Annotated in this window: 14 protein-coding genes; 3 read left to right on the top strand and 11 right to left on the bottom strand. The window is 72.0% G+C overall.

Annotation, left to right across the window (positions count from 1 at the left end; all coding sequences use genetic code 11):
- The first annotated feature begins 57 nt into the window (after positions 1-57).
- Entirely contained in the window at positions 58-1,680 is a 1,623-nt protein-coding gene (locus ABT070_RS01215) for a SpoIIE family protein phosphatase (RefSeq protein ID WP_351752911.1), read from the top strand.
- 35 nt (positions 1,681-1,715) lie between these two features.
- Complete coding sequence (locus ABT070_RS01210; RefSeq protein WP_351752908.1) at positions 1,716-2,078, top strand: 5-carboxymethyl-2-hydroxymuconate Delta-isomerase; 363 nt, start codon at positions 1,716-1,718, stop codon at positions 2,076-2,078.
- A 66-nt stretch (positions 2,079-2,144) separates the two neighbouring features.
- On the opposite strand, the gene ABT070_RS01205 is transcribed toward ABT070_RS01210, so the two are convergent.
- The 5 genes from ABT070_RS01205 to ABT070_RS01185 form a co-directional block, all read right to left on the bottom strand.
- Positions 2,145-2,834, bottom strand: coding sequence for a TetR/AcrR family transcriptional regulator (locus ABT070_RS01205; RefSeq protein WP_351752906.1), 690 nt, complete (start codon positions 2,832-2,834; stop codon positions 2,145-2,147).
- Between the two features lie 220 nt (positions 2,835-3,054).
- Positions 3,055-4,086 carry a PDR/VanB family oxidoreductase gene (locus ABT070_RS01200; protein WP_351752904.1) on the bottom strand — a complete coding sequence of 344 codons (1,032 nt, stop codon included), beginning with the start codon at positions 4,084-4,086 and terminating at the stop codon, positions 3,055-3,057.
- Positions 4,083-4,985 (bottom strand): metal-dependent hydrolase, encoded by a 903-nt coding sequence (locus ABT070_RS01195; RefSeq protein WP_351752901.1) that lies wholly within the window; start codon positions 4,983-4,985, stop codon positions 4,083-4,085. The genes ABT070_RS01200 and ABT070_RS01195 overlap by 4 nt, the downstream gene beginning before the upstream one ends.
- A gap of 171 nt (positions 4,986-5,156) precedes the next feature.
- Entirely contained in the window at positions 5,157-7,100 is a 1,944-nt protein-coding gene (locus ABT070_RS01190) for a hypothetical protein (protein WP_351752898.1), read from the bottom strand.
- A 44-nt stretch (positions 7,101-7,144) separates the two neighbouring features.
- A complete protein-coding gene (locus ABT070_RS01185) occupies positions 7,145-7,624 on the bottom strand; it encodes a tetratricopeptide repeat protein (protein WP_351752895.1) in 480 nt (159 codons plus the stop codon).
- 124 nt (positions 7,625-7,748) lie between these two features.
- Between ABT070_RS01185 and ABT070_RS01180 the strand changes: the two genes are divergently transcribed.
- On the top strand, positions 7,749-8,189 hold the full coding sequence (locus ABT070_RS01180) for a hypothetical protein (protein ID WP_351752892.1): 441 nt from the start codon (positions 7,749-7,751) through the stop codon (positions 8,187-8,189).
- Positions 8,190-8,340: 151 nt separating this feature from the next.
- Here the strand turns inward: ABT070_RS01180 and ABT070_RS01175 are convergent, their stop codons facing one another.
- The 6 genes from ABT070_RS01175 to glnII all read right to left on the bottom strand — a co-directional run bounded on the left by ABT070_RS01175 (position 8,341) and on the right by glnII (position 15,246).
- Positions 8,341-9,930, bottom strand: coding sequence for a DUF1996 domain-containing protein (locus ABT070_RS01175; protein WP_351752889.1), 1,590 nt, complete (start codon positions 9,928-9,930; stop codon positions 8,341-8,343).
- Between the two features lie 177 nt (positions 9,931-10,107).
- Positions 10,108-10,764: a LuxR C-terminal-related transcriptional regulator gene (locus ABT070_RS01170; RefSeq protein ID WP_307162938.1), complete on the bottom strand. Its 657-nt coding sequence runs from the start codon at positions 10,762-10,764 to the stop codon at positions 10,108-10,110.
- Positions 10,749-12,029, bottom strand: coding sequence for a sensor histidine kinase (locus ABT070_RS01165; RefSeq protein WP_351752886.1), 1,281 nt, complete (start codon positions 12,027-12,029; stop codon positions 10,749-10,751). The genes ABT070_RS01170 and ABT070_RS01165 overlap by 16 nt, the downstream gene beginning before the upstream one ends.
- Positions 12,030-12,118: 89 nt before the next feature.
- Positions 12,119-13,120: an NAD-dependent epimerase/dehydratase family protein gene (locus ABT070_RS01160; RefSeq protein ID WP_351752883.1), complete on the bottom strand. Its 1,002-nt coding sequence runs from the start codon at positions 13,118-13,120 to the stop codon at positions 12,119-12,121.
- A 66-nt stretch (positions 13,121-13,186) separates the two neighbouring features.
- Complete coding sequence (locus ABT070_RS01155; RefSeq protein WP_351752880.1) at positions 13,187-13,780, bottom strand: winged helix-turn-helix domain-containing protein; 594 nt, start codon at positions 13,778-13,780, stop codon at positions 13,187-13,189.
- 434 nt (positions 13,781-14,214) lie between these two features.
- The gene (gene glnII, locus ABT070_RS01150) at positions 14,215-15,246 is read right to left on the bottom strand and encodes a glutamine synthetase (protein WP_351752877.1); all 1,032 of its coding nucleotides are present in this window, start codon (positions 15,244-15,246) and stop codon (positions 14,215-14,217) included.
- Between the last annotated feature and the right edge of the window lie 191 nt (positions 15,247-15,437).

Below are 15,437 nucleotides of genomic sequence, written 5' to 3'. Positions count from 1 at the left end.
TTGGTGGAGCAGACCTTGTGGCCGGTCTGCTCCACCGGTGAGTCCGAGGGTCGTCAGATGGATGTCAACGACAGACGGGCGGACACGACCGTGCTGGTCGTGGACCGCACGGCGGCCGGCCGGTTCGCCCTCGGCGTGGTGCTGCGCCGCGCCGGCCACCAGGTCGTCGCGGTCGGCACCGGCCACGAGGCACTCGTCGAACTGGACGTACGGCGGCGCAAGGGCGCCTTGCCGGACGTGGCCCTCGTCGACGTGGAACTGCCGGACATGAGCGGCTTCGAACTGTGCCGCCGGCTCAAGGCCCGGCCGCACATGGCCGGGCTGCCCGTCGTGCACTTCTCGGCCGGTGACGTGGCCCCGGGCGACCGCGGGCAGGGGCTGGACGCGGGCGGTGAGGCACACCTGGCGATGCCCGCCGAGCCCGAGGAGATCGACGCGGTGGTCCGGGCGGCCGTACGGGCCGCGCGACTGCGCGCCGACGACCAGGCCGCGGCACGGCGGCTGTCACTGCTGTCGGAGGCGATCGTCGGCATCCAGGCGGCGCGCTCCCCGCAGGAACTCGCCGACGCCGCCGCCGAGGGCACCGCACGGCTCACCGGCGCGCCCGCCGCCGCCTTCGTCCTCGGCCCGGACGACGCGCTGCACCGCGGCACCTCCCGGAACCGCACCTCGCTCGCGCTGCCGGACCAGGACGCTCACCAGGTCGTCGTGGCACTGCTGCGACGGCTCACCCACAGCCAGGCGGGGGTGCGGATCACCACGGTGCCCGCGCCGCTGTGGCCCGCCGGGTTCTTCCGGCCCGGGGTGCCGCACGACGCCCGTCTGGTGCTCATCCCCACCCAGGACGGCAGATCCTCGGTGTGTCTGGCCACCCCCACCCGCGGTGTCCGCCGGGTGGACCCCGAGACCGAGTCCCGGCTGGCCCGGCTCGCCCAGGCCACCGCGCTCGCCGCCGAGCCGCTGCTCATGTACCAGGTCGAGCGGCACGTCGCGCTCACCCTTCAGCACAGCTTCCTGCCGCGGCCGCACGAACTGCCCGAGCTGCCCGGGGTCGAGGTCGCCGTCCGGTACGTGCCCGCGTCCCGGGAGACGGAGATCGGCGGCGACTTCTACGCCGCCCTGCGCACCGGGGACGGGGTGCTGGCCGCGGTCGGGGACGTCGTGGGGCACTCGCTCGAGGCGGCCACCGTCATGGTCGAGATCCGGCACGCGCTGCGCGCCTACTGCGTCGACGAGAGCGACCCGGCCGTGCTCGCCGAGCGCCTCGACCGGATGCTCCAGCTCTACCACCCCGAGGTCACGGCGACCGTCTGTCTGGTCCTGATCGACCCCGCCACCGGGCGCACCCGCATCGCCAACGCGGGGCACATCCCGCCGCTGATCGTCCGGGACACCCAGGGCGCCGACTACGCCAAGGCGGCGGGCCCGCTGCTCGGCCTCGGCGTGCCCCACCCGCCGCCCACCGAGCTGTTCCTCGAGCCCGCCGACCGGCTTCTCATGGTCACCGACGGTCTGATCGAGACCCGCGGCGTCGATCTCGCGGTCTCGATGGAGCACCTTCGCGCGGCGGCCATCGGCGCCATGCCGGGCCTGGACGCGCTCTGCGACACGCTCCTCACCAGCTTCGGCCACGACCGGGAGGACGACATCGCGATGCTGGCCCTGCGGCTGACGACTTAGGCTGATCCTTGTTTCCCCGGAACAGGAGTGCGCCCATGCCGCAGATCACCGTCGACTACTCGACCACGATGGCGTCCGCCTTCGACCGGAACGGGTTCGCGCGGGCCCTGCACACCTCGGTCGTCGAGATCGCGGCCGCCAAGCCGGAAGCCTGCAAGACCCTGTTCCGTCCCGCCGAGTTCACCGCGTTCGGCTACGACGACCCCGAGGAGCGGGGGCACGCGATCGTCCACGTCACGCTGGGGCTCCTGGCCGGGCGTACCGACGAGACGAAGACGAAGCTGACCGAGGCCGTACTGGAGCTGGTGCGCGAGCACGTGGCGCAGGACGGTTTCGCGCTGCACGTCTCCGCCGAGGTGCGCGACCTCGACCCGTCGTACCGCAAGTACGAGAGCTAGGACCAGGGCTAGGGCCAGGGCCAGGGCCAGGGCCAGGGCGGGAGCCGGGACGGTGCCCGGGCGGCCTCAGGAGGCGAGGGCGATGAGCCGGGTGACCAGGTCGCCGAACGGCCCGTCGGCCGGCTCGTCGCCGAGCACGGGGCGCAGCAGTGTGCGCAGCTCGTCGTCGTGGGCCGCGCCGACGGCCGTCAGCGCGGCGAAGTCCTGCACGAGCTGGACCTCCAGCTCCTCGCGGGGGATGCGTCGGCCGTCCAGCCAGATCAGCGCGGTCGACTCGGCGAGCGAGACCCAGGAGCGGACGATCAGCTCCAGGCGCGGGGGCGCGTCGGTGATCCCCAGGTGCGACAGGATCTGCTCGTACGCTTTCTGGCGTACGGAGTCGATGAGGGCGTTCGTGGTCGAGGAGCCGACCGCCGGGCCGCCGCGCATGAGGGCGGAGAAACCCGGGCCGTGCGCGTCGACGAAGTCGAAGTAGCGGCGCATCACGCGGAGCAGCCGGGAGCCGAGCGGTCCTTCGTGCGGCTCGGCGAACCGGCCCGCCAGGTCCTCGGAGGCCCGCTTCAACGCGGCCTCGTACAGGCTGAGTTTGCCGGGGAAGTAGTGGTAGACGAGGGGGCGTGAGATGCCCGCGGCCGCGGCTATCTCGTCGATGGAGACCTCGTCGGGCGAGCGCTGGGCGAACAGTTCGAGGGCGACGCCGATCAACTGCTGCCGACGCTCCTCGACTCCCATTCTGCGACGAACCCCGGTAGTCATGCGAACACCTTACCGATCGGTTCCGGCCCAGAACGGACCGGACCGGTGCGGACGTTCACCCGATCCATCACTTTTCCGGCTACTTGTCCGGTCACATGTCAGTCAATTTTCGCATCGCCTTTCGAGTCATGTGCCGAGTCATGGGCTGGGTCATGGGCTGGGTCGTGCGCCGATTCATGCGATGGGGCGCGGGCCGGGGCGCGCCCCCCCGTCGCACGTCTCACATGTCCAGCACCAGGCGTTCGCCGCGCGACCGCGAGACACAGATCAGCATGGAGTCGTCGCGCTCCGCGTCGGTGAGCAGCTCGTCCCGGTGTTCCACCTCGCCCGCCAGCACCCGCTGTTGGCAGGTCCCGCAGAAACCCTGCTCGCACGAGTAGAGGGTGTCCGGCAGTTCGGCGCGCACGGCGGCCAGCACGGTCGAGTCGGCGGCGACCGTCACCACCCGCCCGGAGCGCCTGAGTTCGACCTCGAAGGGATCGCCGTCGCGGACGGTGCGCGCCGAGAACCGCTCGAGGCGGACGTGCGGCACGCGCTCCTCCACCGCCGCCATGAGCCCCTGCGGGCCGCAGCAGTACACGGCCGTCCCCTCGGGCAGATCCGTGAGCAGCGCGTCGAGATCGGGCCGTCCGTCCACCACCGTCACCCGGTCCTTCCCGCCGAGCTCGACGACCTCCTCCAGGAACGGCATCGAAGCCCGTGTCCGGCCGGCGTAGAGCAGCCGCCACTCGGCGCCCTCGCCGAGGGCCCGCAGCATGGGCAGGATCGGTGTGATGCCGATGCCCCCGGCGACGAAGACGTACGAGGGCGCCTCCACCAGCGGGAAACGGTTCCGGGGCCCCCGCACCTCGACCTCCGTCCCCTCCCGCAGCTGTTCGTGCACCTCGCGCGAGCCGCCCCGCCCGTCCGTGACGAGCCGCGTGGCGACGGTGTAGGAAGAGGCGTCCTCCGGGTCCCCGCACAGCGAGTACTGCCGCACCAGACCCGACGGCAGCACCAGGTCGAGATGCGCCCCCGGCTCCCAGCGCGGCAACTCGCGCCCCTCGAGGCGCAGTTCGACGACGCCGTCGGCGACCGTCCGCCGGGCGGTGACCTGCAGCCGCAGCGCCCGCGACCGGGGCCGGCCGGAGACGGGTTCCGCCAGCGCGGGCATCGGCCACAGCGGTGAGGACCGGATCCGGCGGCGCAGCGCCCGCCGGACGAGCAGCGCCGCACCCGCGACGGCCACGGCGGTCAGCGGCTTCGGCGTCACGAGGCCCTCTCCTCCGCGGCGAGCGCGGCCAGCGCGGCGGGGGAGGAGGCGAGGTAGGCGACCGCCTGCCGGGTGGAGCCCTCCTGTGAGGGGTGGTAGGCGCGGCTCAGATAGCGCGGGACCGACCTCAGCAGGTCGCCGGTCGCGGGCAGCGTGCCCCGTCTGCCGCGGACGTAGAAGTCCTTGAAGGAGGCGCGGCCGTCGACGAGGGTCGGGTCGTTCTCCATGAAGAACCGGGTTCCGCGCTGCCACAGGAACAGCAGCGCCGCGAACGCCGTCGCCCAGGTCCGCACCCGCCGCCGGTAGCCGCCGTCGACGTGGGTGAAGAGGTCGAAGGCGACGGACCGGTGCTCGACCTCCTCGGCCCCGTGCCAGCGCAGCAGGTCCAGCATGGTCGGGTCGGCGCCCCGCCGGTCGAGCTCCCGCGCGTTCAGTATCCAGTCGCCGAGGAACGCGGTGTAGTGCTCGATGGCCGCGATCAGCGCCACCCGCTCCATCAGCCACCAGCGCCGGGCCCGGCCCGGCGGCAGGGTCCGGTCACCGAGGAGCTTCTCGAAGAACCAGTCGACCTGCGCGGTGTACGGCGTCGGGTCGAGCCCCTGCTCCCGCAGATGCGGCAGCACCTCGTCGTGGGCCTGGGAGTGCATCGCCTCCTGCCCGATGAACCCGATGACGTCCTCGCGCAGCCGCTCGTCCCGGATGTGCGGCAGCACCTGTTTGTAGACGTGCACGAACCACCGCTCACCGGCCGGCAGCAGCAGATGCAGCACGTTGATGGTGTGCGTGGCGAACGGGTCCCCCGGCACCCAGTGCAGCGGGGTGCCCTCCCAGGAGAAGGACACCTTGCGCGCCTTGAGCGTGACACGCTCGTCCGGCCGCCCCTCGGGCTTGTTAGACATGACGTCAATGTACTGACGGGTAGGGCGGGGGTGAAGCCCTGTGCGGCAACTCGCCCGCACGACGTGGCCGGCCGGCTCCCCCGCCCGGCCGCCCAGCGCGACGGGCCCGCCCGGTATGTCCACCCGACAGGTTCGCCCGGTGGGCCCGCCCGCGAGGTGCCCGCCGACGGCTCAGCGCAGTCCGCTGACCGACCGCCCGTCCTTCAGCCTGCCCTCCAGGCTCGCCTGCGCGCCCTGCTTCGTCGGCACCGCCAGCAGATGGCCCTGCCCGGACCCGGTCACCCCGCCGGTCGCCCGGATGGAGGCCGTCGCCTTGTCGCCGGCGGCGAGGAGGTACCAGTCGCCGCCCTTCGACTTCCACAGCACCCCGGCCAGCACATGAGGATCACGCGGCCCGCACGCCGGTACGTCCCCGGCCTTCGCCACGGCCGCCCCCCACAGCCCGCCCGGCGTGTGGAACTGGGCCAGCACCCTGCTCCCGTCGCCCCGCCAGGTCTCGGCCCTGGTGCACACCCAGGTCGCCGCCCCGCTCGCGTCCGGCAGCTGCTGCCGGGTGTAGCCCCAGGCGTTGACCGTCCGTACGCCCTGTCCGCGGGCGTCGGCCAGCGAGCAGGCGAACGGCGCCCAGGTCCGCAGCGCCGCAGCGCCGCTCGCCTCCTCGGGGGCGTTCGGGCGCCCCGCGGTGAGGCGGGCGGGGACGAGCTCGCCGAGGTCGCTGAGCAGGTGGGTGCCGGAGGCGTCCGTCAGCTGGAGCACGTTCCACGTCGTGCACGTGCCGGTGTGGGTGGCCGGGCTGGCCAGCGGCGAGGTGATCCCGTCGGTCAGCGTCAGGTCCATCACCCCGGCGCCCGGCTTCGACAGGTCCCGCTCGCCGGCCTTCGTCACCCAGGGCGCCGTCAGATAACGGACGTTGCCGTCGGCCCGGCCCAGCACCAGCGCGGCCGCCTCGGCGCCGGTCGCGCCGTCGACCCGCGCGAAGTCGAGGGCCGCCCCGGCGGTGCCGTCCTGCGGCTCGGCGTAGCGGGCGATGCGCAGACCGTCGTAGAGGATCACCACGCGCGCGTTGTCGACCTCGCCCGCGTAGAGGAGCTGGGGCGGTCCCGCGGGGCCGCCCGACGGGGTGTCCGGGGTGGCGGAGACGTGCACGGCCTTCCCGGGGCGGGCCCAGACGGCGAGAGCGCGGCGCAGCAGCGCGCTGTCGCGGGTGAGCGGGCCGCGCGCGGGCCAGACGGAGAAGTCGGTGCGCGCGGAGGTCTTCCAGGCGGCGGGGGACACCTTCACCAGCCGCCCGGGGTCGAGGGCGGCCTCGGCGGCCGCGTTCTGCGCGTACGGCGGGGCCGCCGCGCCGTCGGGTCCCCAGCCGCCGCCCGGCAGCGCGACCAGGGTGCCGCACACGGCGAGCGCGGCCGCGGCGGCCAGCGCGGCCCTGGTGTACCGGCGGCGGCGCATCAGATCGGTGGGCCGGGCCTGGAGCGAGCAGGCGTCGAACTCGGGGGAGTCGAGCAGCGCGTACCGGGCGGCGGGGATCTGGCCCGCCTCGCGCAGGGCCGCCGTCACCTCGGCGGCCGCGACGCCGGAGCCGGTGAGCACCTCGCGGACGTCGCCGTCGGGGAGCCGCTCCAGTCCGCGCAGCACGTAGGCGGCCCGGGCCGGGCCCGACAGGGCGCCCAGGCGCTGGTCCAGGGCGAGCTCGTCGGCGCCGCCGGAGCGGGGGAACAGGCGCAGGCCCCAGACCTGGGGGAGCAGCGGCGGGAACTGCGCGCGCTTGGGCCGCGCCAGGAGCCTCAGCGGCAGCCCCGCCTCCAGCGCCGTACGCACCACCTGAAGGCGGATGTAGGCGTACCCGGGGTCGCCGTCACGGCCGTCCCCCGCGCCCCCGTTCTGGGCTGGGATGACGGGGGTCGAGGCGCTGCCGCGGGGCAGGGCGCGCTGGGCGAGGGCGTGCGCGGTCAGGACGCGCCGACTGCGGCCGAGGCCGGGCGGCAGCACCAGGTAGGCGAGCCGGACGAGCCGCGGGTAGTGCTCGACGAGCGCGGCCTCGGCCTGCTCGACGTCGACGATCCGGTCGGCGGAGGACCGGGGTGCGGGGCGCGGGGCGACATCCTGTGACTGCACGTCCAGCAGAACGAGCGAAACGGTGGATGGTCACCCCGGCCGGGTCAGTCCTCCCGGAGCGCCTTCGCGTAGTTGGCCATCGACCGCTGGTAGCGCGGCAGATGGGGGGCCAGGGCGCCGAGCACCAGGGACAGGCCCTCGCGGTCGCGGCCGAGGCTCGACAGGCACAGGGCCAGACAGGCGCGTACGGCGTCGTCCAACTCGTCGGACGGGGCGTTCAGTTCGGTGGTCAGCAGCTTGACGCCCTCCTCCGCCTGTCCGATGTTGCGGAGGGAGCTGGACAGTTGGATCTTGGCCCGCCTGCCCTTGTAGCCGCTCACCTCGCTGAGTCCGCGCGCGAGCGCGTCCCGGTACAGCGGGGCGGCCCGGTCCGAGTGGCCGGTCGAGTCCCAGGCGCAGGCCCGCTCGAACGGACCCAGCGGACTGTCCTCGGGAAGTTCGGCGACCAGCTCGTCGATCACGGCCCGGAACTCCGCCGCCCGCTCCTGCGGATACTCGTCGAAGCCGGCCCAGGCGGCGGTCACGCGATCTTCCCAGTCTTGGTTCACCGGCACACTCTCGCACGGGTGTCCCCACCGGGCACGGGTATTTTGAGCGCACCGCGCGTGAGAGCCGTATCCAGTGCGAGGCTCTTGCAGGGAGGAACGGATGAAGATGACCCGACCGATGCTCGCGGTGGCCGCCGCCGCCGCGGCGCTGGTGCTGACGGGCTGTGGTTCCGACGGGGCCGAGGAGACCGTCCCGGTGACGGCGACCGGCAGCCTGGAACACCTGGCCGCCGAGGTGAAGTGCACGCCCGACATGCAGACCGACGCCGACGAACTCCGCCAGGCGCTCTGCAAGAACGCCGACGGCAAGTTCATCCTGCTGACCTTCGCCACCGACCGCGGTCAGCGCGAGTGGATCAACGGGGCCAAGGACTACGGCGGCCACTACCTGGTCGGCCGCAAGTGGATCGCCGTGGGTGAGGAGACCAGCACCGTGACGGCGCTGCGCAAGACCCTCGGCGGTGACATCGAGGAGGGCACGGACCACTCCGCGCATGTGTCGGGCGAGCCCTCCGAAGGCGCCTCGCACTCCGGTCACTGACCGGACCCGCGCACCCCGCGCGGGCGACGCGCCCCGCGCACCCGGAGCACACCAGAAGGCCGGCGGTGAGGAATCCTCACCGCCGGCCTTCTCGGTCGGCTTCACCGTTCCGGTCTACCGGTCGGCTTCACCGGGTGTCCCGCTCAGCGGGTCACTTGCACTTCTTGCCGGTGTTGATGCAGTTGACCATCTTGTTCATCAGGTTCGTGGAGAAGAAGTTGATGAAGTCGTTGTGGTCGGTGATCGGCTTGTGCAGGTTCTCCGGGAAGCTGTCCACCGCGTACGGCTTCACGACCGTCCCGTTCTGGAGCTTCGGGGCCGGAACGTTGTAGACCAGCCGGACCTGGAGCTGGGGGATCGCCTTGAAGCCGTTGGCGCAGGTGCCGTCGGCCGCGGCGAACGCCACGTGCGTGCGGTGGTTGGCGCTGTCGATGTTCTGACCGTCCCAGCAGCTCTGGAAGTTGGTCGTCCGCACCACCTGGCTGCCCTGCGGGCAGATCGGGTACTGGGTCTCCAGCTGCACCTTGTTCTCGAAGCCGGTGCAGCTCCAGTTCACGTTCGCGTTGGCGTTGCCGTTGACGAAGGCCTTCGCGTCACCGGTGATGATGCGCAGGGCCGTCGGCATCGCGACGACCTTGCCCTTCTTGTTGCCGACGAACTTGATCTGCGCCTGGGCGGGCTGCAGGATCTTGCCGACGTTGCCTTCCTTGCCACCGCCGTCGTTGTTCTGGTCGAAGTCCTGGCTGCCGTCCTGGACACGCAGCACCGGCCAGAAGTACGAGGACTTGTCGCCCTGGTTCTGGCAGCTGGTGCCGGCGCCGGCCAGCTCCTGGTCGCTCGCGAAGGCGTCGTTGTTCTGGTTGCCGACGTAGTCGTGCAGGTGGTGCGCGCCGTTGGTGACACCGGGGGCGACGATCACGTTGTCCGTGTTGTGGTTGTCGTTCCCGTTGGTGCCGCAGCTCGAGGTGAAGGTGCCCCGGGAGCCGCTGTTGCCGTTGGCGGCGACGCCGTTCGCGCCCACGCCCAGCTGCGCGTTGGCCTGGACCTTCGTGATGTCCACGAAGTCCGCGGCGACCGGGCCGTTGCCGCCCTGGCCGTTCTGCGCCTGGCCGGCGTTGCCGTTGTTCTGCTGGCCGCCGTTGTTCTGACCGGCGTTGCCGGTGTTCTGGCCACCGTTGTTCTGGTTGCCGTTGTTGTTCTGGCCATTGTTGTTCTGGCCGTTGTTGTTGTTCTGCTGGCCGTTGCCCGCCTGGCCCGCGTTGGTGTTCGCCGCCTGCGTGGTGCAGGCCGCCAACTGGCTCAGCGAGCTGTTGAACTGGCCACCGGAGCGCTGGATGTTGATCCGGATCCGGTCGATCGTGGCGGCGCGCTTCTCCTTGAGGGGGCCGGTGATCGCGTTCTGCACGAAGCTGGCGTCGTTCGTCTGGGCCTGACGCGTAGAGGCGAGCCGGGTGTAGGCCTCGGTGATCTGCTTGTCGAGGTTGGCCAGCTCGGTCGCGACACCTTGTTTCGCACCCTGGGGTACATTCGTCAGCTTCTGCCCCACATCCGGGCAGGAGATGGTGGCGACCTGGGCGGCCGCCGTGGCGGCCTTGGTCGAGTTCTGGCCCGAGTTCGACTCGTGCGCCGAAGCGTAGAAGTTTGCCCAGATCAGCCCGCCCCCGCCGAGCGCTAGGGCCGCCGATGCTGCCACGGCCTTCGTGGCCATCGACGAACGGCGTTTACGTATGTTGCGTCCCATGGAACTCCTCTGACTTCCTTGCGGGGCAGCATCGAGGCGCCCGACAGGAGTGAAGCTGAAGCTGCCCCCTCCTTTACGCACCTCGCCTCACAGGTGTTCAGCCCGCTCAGAAATTGATGAGAGCTCCGTACGACAAAACAACCCCAACACCCTCACACGACACACCAGTTGCCCGGGTCATCGATCCCGGTCCAGATACGCCAGAACCGCCAGCACCCTGCGGTTGTCGTCGTCCGAGACCTCCAAACCCAGCTTCACGAAAATATTCGCGGTGTGCTTGGCGACGGCCCGTTCGGTGACGACCAGTTTGCCCGCGATCGCCGCGTTCGACCGGCCCTGTGCCATCAGCTCCATCACCTCCCGCTCGCGCGGGGTGAGCCGGTCCACCGGCCCCTGACCGTCACCCGAGCGCCGGGCCAGCAGCTGCTGGATCACCTGCGGGTCCATCGCCGTACCGCCGGCCGCGACCCGACGGACGGCGTCCACGAACTGCTCCGCGTCGAACACCCGGTCCTTCAGTAGATAGCCGATCCCGCCGGTGCCGTCGGCGAGCAGTTCGCGCGCGTACAGCTGCTCGACGTGCTGGGAGAGGACGAGCACCGGCAGCCCGGGTCTCCTGCGGCGGGCCCGGAGCGCGCACTGGAGGCCCTCGTCCGTGTGCGTGGGCGGGAGCCGGACGTCGACCACGGCGACGTCCGGCTCCAGTTCGGCGAGCGCCCGCTCCAGTTCGGGCCCGCTCTCGACGGCGGCGGCGATCTCGAAGTCGTAGGCCTCCAGCAGCCGGACGAGACCGTCCCGCAGCAGGAAGAGGTCCTCGGCTAGGACAACACGCAAGGGATCTCCATGGTCACCATGGTGGGACCGCCCGCGGGAGAGCTGACGGCCAGGACGCCGTCGAATGTACCCAGTCGCCGCTCGACGCCGGCGAGGCCCGAGCCCGCCCCGATCGCCGCTCCGCCCGAGCCGTCGTCGGTGACCGAGATCCGCAGCCGGCCCGACCCGTGATGGAGGTCGACCCAGATCCGGCCGGCGCCGGAGTGCTTGACCGCGTTGGTGAGCAGCTCGCTCACCGCGAAGTAGGCCGCCGACTCCACGGGCGCGTCCACCCGGCCGCCCTCGAGCTCGACGCTCACCTCGGTGGTGACCGGCAGTCGCAGCGCCAACGCCCGTACGGCGTCCCCGAGTCCACGCTCGGCCAGCACCGGCGGGTGGATGCCGCGCACCAGATCGCGCAGCTCGGCGAGCGCATCGGCGGACGACCGGCGGGCCTGCGCGAGCAGGGCCTTGGCCTTCTCCGGGTCCTTGTCGACGAGCATCTCGACAGTGCCGAGATCCATGCCCATCGCCACCAGCCGGGCCTGGGCGCCGTCGTGCAGATCCCGCTCGATGCGGCGCAGTTCGGCGGCCGAGGTGTCCACGGCGTCCCGCCTGGTCTCCGTCAACACCCTCACGCGCTCGGCCAGTTCGGCCTGGCTCGGGGTGAGCATGGCCTGGGTGAGGCGGAAGTGGACGTGGAGGGCGCTCACGGCGTAGCGGTGGGCGACGACGAGGAGGACCGCGCCCAGGGCCGCGGCGCCGAACGCGGACGCCTGGCCGGTGACCGGTACGAAGCCGTACCAGTACGCGACGCCGGGCGTCTCGACGTACACCCGCCACAGCCCGGCCGGCAGCGCCAGCCCCTCCACCGGATAGAGGACCAGGACGGCCGGCAGCAGCGCGGTCAGGAAGCCGGCCGGCATGTCCACCAGGAGCCACAGCAGGTCCCGCCAGGTCGCCGGGTCGCGCAGCAGCGCGAAGGTGCGCGTGAACGGGTTGAGGGTCTCGGGGGCGGGCCGGTACGCCGACGGGATGCGCACCCCGCCCCACCGCTCGGCGAGCGCCCGCCGCCACTCGGCGTAGGCGCGCACGCCCTTCACCACGTAGGGCGTGGTGAGGGCCCCGACCCCGATCGGTATCAGCGCCATGGACACGAGGGAGAGGCAGAAGCCCAGGATGCTCAGCGGCAGCGACCCGACGGCCAGCGCGAGCCCCCGTACGGCGGCGAGAGCCATCCCCCGTGCCCTCGAACCGCCGTCGCCGCTCTTCGTGTTGGTGTTCATGGCGTCAGTCTGGCCGAGCCGTCGACCGGCGGTCACTGGCCCGACGCCCCCGGTCGGAGGGTGGTGCCAGGTACACCCGCGGGGTCCGGTCAGCCGGAGCCCGCCGCGAGTACCTTCGCCTCCACCTCCGGGTCCAGGCCCTTGCGGGGGCGGTCGGGGCGCTGGGGCGCCGTACCGCCGATCGACCTCAGCCAGTCCCAGGTGTCGGCGACGGTCTCCCCGACGGGGCGGCAGGACAGCCCCGCCGCCACCGCCCGCGAGACGTCGGCCGCGTGCAGGGCGTCGTGCAGGTCGGTGCCCGGCGGCACCCACACGGGCAGTTCGGTCCACGGTTCGATGCCCGCGCCGAGGATGACCTCCGGCGCCGTCCACCGCAGTTCGGCGTCCGAGCCGGTGGCCCGCGCGCACGCCTCCAGCAGCTCGCCCATGGTCGCGTGGCCCTGCGGGCTCATCAGGTTGTACGGCCCGCTCAGCTCCCGCTCGACCGCGCCGAGGATCCACTCGGCGAGATCGCGGACGTCCACGTACTGCAGGGGCAGCTCGCGCGGGCCGGGCGCGAGGACCGGGCCGCCGGCGGCGATCCGGGTCAGCCACCAGGGCAGCCGGCCGACGTTCTCGTACGGGCCGAGGATCAGCCCGGCCCGTACGAGGACGGAGGCCTCCGCGCCGAAGGCGTCGACGACGGCCAGCTCGCCGCCGCGCTTGTCGCGGGCGTAGTCGCTCTGTCCGGCGTCGGGTTCGGCGCCCTCGACGACGGGCGCGTCCTCGCCGTACCCGGCGGGCGGGGCCCAGGTGTACACCGAGCAGCTCGACACGTACACATAGCGGCGGGCGCGGCCCCGCAGCAGCCGCGCCGCCTCGTGCACCGCGCAGGGCGCCGCCGACCAGGTGTCGACGACGGCGTCCCAGTCGCCCTCGGCCAGGGCGTCGAGGCCGCCGGGCGCGGTGCGGTCACCGGTCAGGGACCGGGTGCCGGGGGCGGTCGGGTGCCGCCCTCGGTTGAAGACCGTCACGTCCCAGCCGCGCCCGAGGGCCGCCTCGACGACGGCCCGTCCCGCGAACTCCGTACCACCCAGCACCAGAAGTCTCATACCGGTGACTGTGCCCGGTCCGGACGCGGGGCGGAACCGCGCTCTGCCGTCGGCAGACGAAGCGGGTCAGTCGGCGGTCGGCGGGGTGTACTTGTAGCCGACCCGGCGCACCGTCTGGATCGACTGGCGGTGCTGTGCGCCCAGCTTGCGGCGCAGCCGGGCGATGTGGACGTCGACCGTGCGGCCGTCGCCCACGTGCCCGTAGCCCCACACCGTGGTGACCAGCTGGTCGCGGGTGTGCACCCGGTTCGGGTGCGCGACCAGGTGCGCCAGCAGCTCGAACTCCAGGTAGGTGAGGTCGAGTTCCTGTCCGTCCACGGCGGCCGTGCGCTGTACGGGGTCGATCCGTACGAGCGGACGCCCGGCGCCCTCCGCCTCGGGGGCCTCCTCGGCCGCCGGCCGGTCCGGCACCGCCACCGGCAGGAACGGCGGCTGCTGGTCGGCGGGGACGAGCACGAGGTAGCCGACCATCGGCGGCTGGCCCGGCAGGGTGGGCAGGGTGTGCGGGGGAGCGGGCAGCCAGGTCGCGCCCGGCGGCAGGAAGTCGGCGACGTCGACCACCTCGTCCCGGTCGACGGCCCGCAGTCGGTGGCGGGCGGTGCCGTTCGGGGTGGCGGCGGTGAGGCTGGGAGCGGAGGAGAGGGAACGAGTGTTCGCCATGAGAGGTCAGCTCTTTCGCGCGAGAAGTTCGTCGGGAGGACGACGGCCGCGATTCGTGGTCGGGCTCGTCGAGGACGTACGTCGTGCGCGCTGGCCGAAGGCCGGGGTGTACGGCTTTAGAGGGCCGGCGCGTTCATCGCGCGGCAACACACCCGGTCGAAGTCATGGTGCTGACGGGAAGGCCAGAAGGGCTCGAGGTCGTGGCGACCTGTCGCGCTGCACTTCTTGAATCCGGCCATGGCCCCATTGAAGCAGACACCCGCCCGTTACAGGAGCCTCCTCTCACAGCTTGGACGTTTCCTGGCGTGAAGTCGACGTCGGCGCAGGCCCCGGGCGGTCGTTCGTCGTGGCGGCGCGGAAACGCGGAAGGGGCGCCCGCCGAGTCGGCGGGCGCCCCTTCCGGGAATTCCGGGAGGAACCGGGTTCGGTCCGGATCAGACCTGGCCGGCCTTCTCCAGCGCCGAGCAGCAGGTGTCGACGATCAGACGCGTCACCAGGTACGGGTCGACGTTGGCGTTCGGACGGCGGTCCTCGATGTAGCCCTTGCCGTCCTTCTCGACCTGCCACGGGATGCGGACCGAGGCGCCACGGTTGGAGACACCGTAGGAGTACTCGTTCCACGGGGCGGTCTCGTGCAGACCCGTCAGACGGTCGTCGATGCCGGCGCCGTAGTGCTTCACGTGGTCGAGCGGCTTCGAGCCCTCGCCGAGCGACTCGCACGCGGTGATGATCGCGTCGTAGCCCTCGCGCATCGCCTTCGTGGAGAAGTTGGTGTGCGCGCCGGCGCCGTTCCAGTCGCCCTTGACCGGCTTCGGGTCGAGGGTGGCGGCGACGCCGAAGTCCTCGGCGGTGCGGTAGAGCAGCCAGCGGGCCACCCACAGGTGGTCGGAGACCTCGAGCGGGGAGACCGGGCCGACCTGGAACTCCCACTGGCCGGGCATGACCTCGGCGTTGATGCCGGAGATCGCGAGACCGGCGGCCAGGCAGTTCTCCAGGTGCGCCTCGACGACCTCACGGCCGAAGATCTCGTCCGCGCCGACACCGCAGTAGTAGCCGCCCTGGGGGGCCGGGAAGCCGCCCTTGGGGAAGCCGAGCGGGTAACCGTCCTGGAAGAACGTGTACTCCTGCTCGATGCCGAAGATCGGCTCCTGCGACGCGAACTTGTCGGAGACCTCGGTGAGCGCGGCACGCGTGTTGGACTCGTGCGGCGTCATGTCGATGTTGAGGACCTCGCACAGGACGAGGATGTCGTCGCCGCCGCGGATCGGGTCGGGGCAGGTGAAGACCGGCTTGAGGACACGGTCCGAGGAGTGCCCCTCGGCCTGGTTCGTCGACGATCCGTCGAAGCCCCAGATCCCCAGCGCGTCGAGACCGGCGGGCTCGCCCGCGATGATCTTCGTCTTGGAACGGAGCTTCGCCGTCGGCTGGGTGCCGTCGATCCAGATGTACTCAGCCTTGAAGGTCACGGGCCACTTCCTTCGGGGTGTGTCTGACGCACTTGCGGGTGCTGCGGCGCTGCGGCACTGGGGCGCCGCCTTGTCTGCCGGGCAGACTGTCAACAGGCGATTTCCCGGTCATTGCTCGAATGTGAACCCCGTGTTACCTGGTGGTTCTGTGGTGAGGCTCACGGTGTGAGCGGCACCTCGGCGGTTCGTGC

It is taken from the genome of Streptomyces sp. NPDC002884, assembly GCF_040295245.1.
Taxonomy (GTDB): domain Bacteria; phylum Actinomycetota; class Actinomycetes; order Streptomycetales; family Streptomycetaceae; genus Streptomyces.
Note: the sequence above shows the minus strand (reverse complement) of the source record. Positions and strands in the feature narration are given on the sequence as shown.

What these genes read in the sequence shown, in the direction of transcription:
- ABT070_RS01215 (WP_351752911.1), top strand. Translation starts at nt 58, where the DNA reads ATGGATGTCAACGACAGACGGGCGGACACGACCGTGCTGGTCGTGGAC.
- ABT070_RS01210 (WP_351752908.1), top strand. Translation starts at nt 1,716, where the DNA reads ATGCCGCAGATCACCGTCGACTACTCGACCACGATGGCGTCCGCCTTC.
- ABT070_RS01205 (WP_351752906.1), bottom strand. Translation starts at nt 2,834, where the DNA reads ATGACTACCGGGGTTCGTCGCAGAATGGGAGTCGAGGAGCGTCGGCAG.
- ABT070_RS01195 (WP_351752901.1), bottom strand. Translation starts at nt 4,985, where the DNA reads ATGTCTAACAAGCCCGAGGGGCGGCCGGACGAGCGTGTCACGCTCAAG.
- ABT070_RS01180 (WP_351752892.1), top strand. Translation starts at nt 7,749, where the DNA reads ATGAAGATGACCCGACCGATGCTCGCGGTGGCCGCCGCCGCCGCGGCG.
- ABT070_RS01175 (WP_351752889.1), bottom strand. Translation starts at nt 9,930, where the DNA reads ATGGGACGCAACATACGTAAACGCCGTTCGTCGATGGCCACGAAGGCC.
- ABT070_RS01165 (WP_351752886.1), bottom strand. Translation starts at nt 12,029, where the DNA reads ATGAACACCAACACGAAGAGCGGCGACGGCGGTTCGAGGGCACGGGGG.
- ABT070_RS01160 (WP_351752883.1), bottom strand. Translation starts at nt 13,120, where the DNA reads ATGAGACTTCTGGTGCTGGGTGGTACGGAGTTCGCGGGACGGGCCGTC.
- ABT070_RS01155 (WP_351752880.1), bottom strand. Translation starts at nt 13,780, where the DNA reads ATGGCGAACACTCGTTCCCTCTCCTCCGCTCCCAGCCTCACCGCCGCC.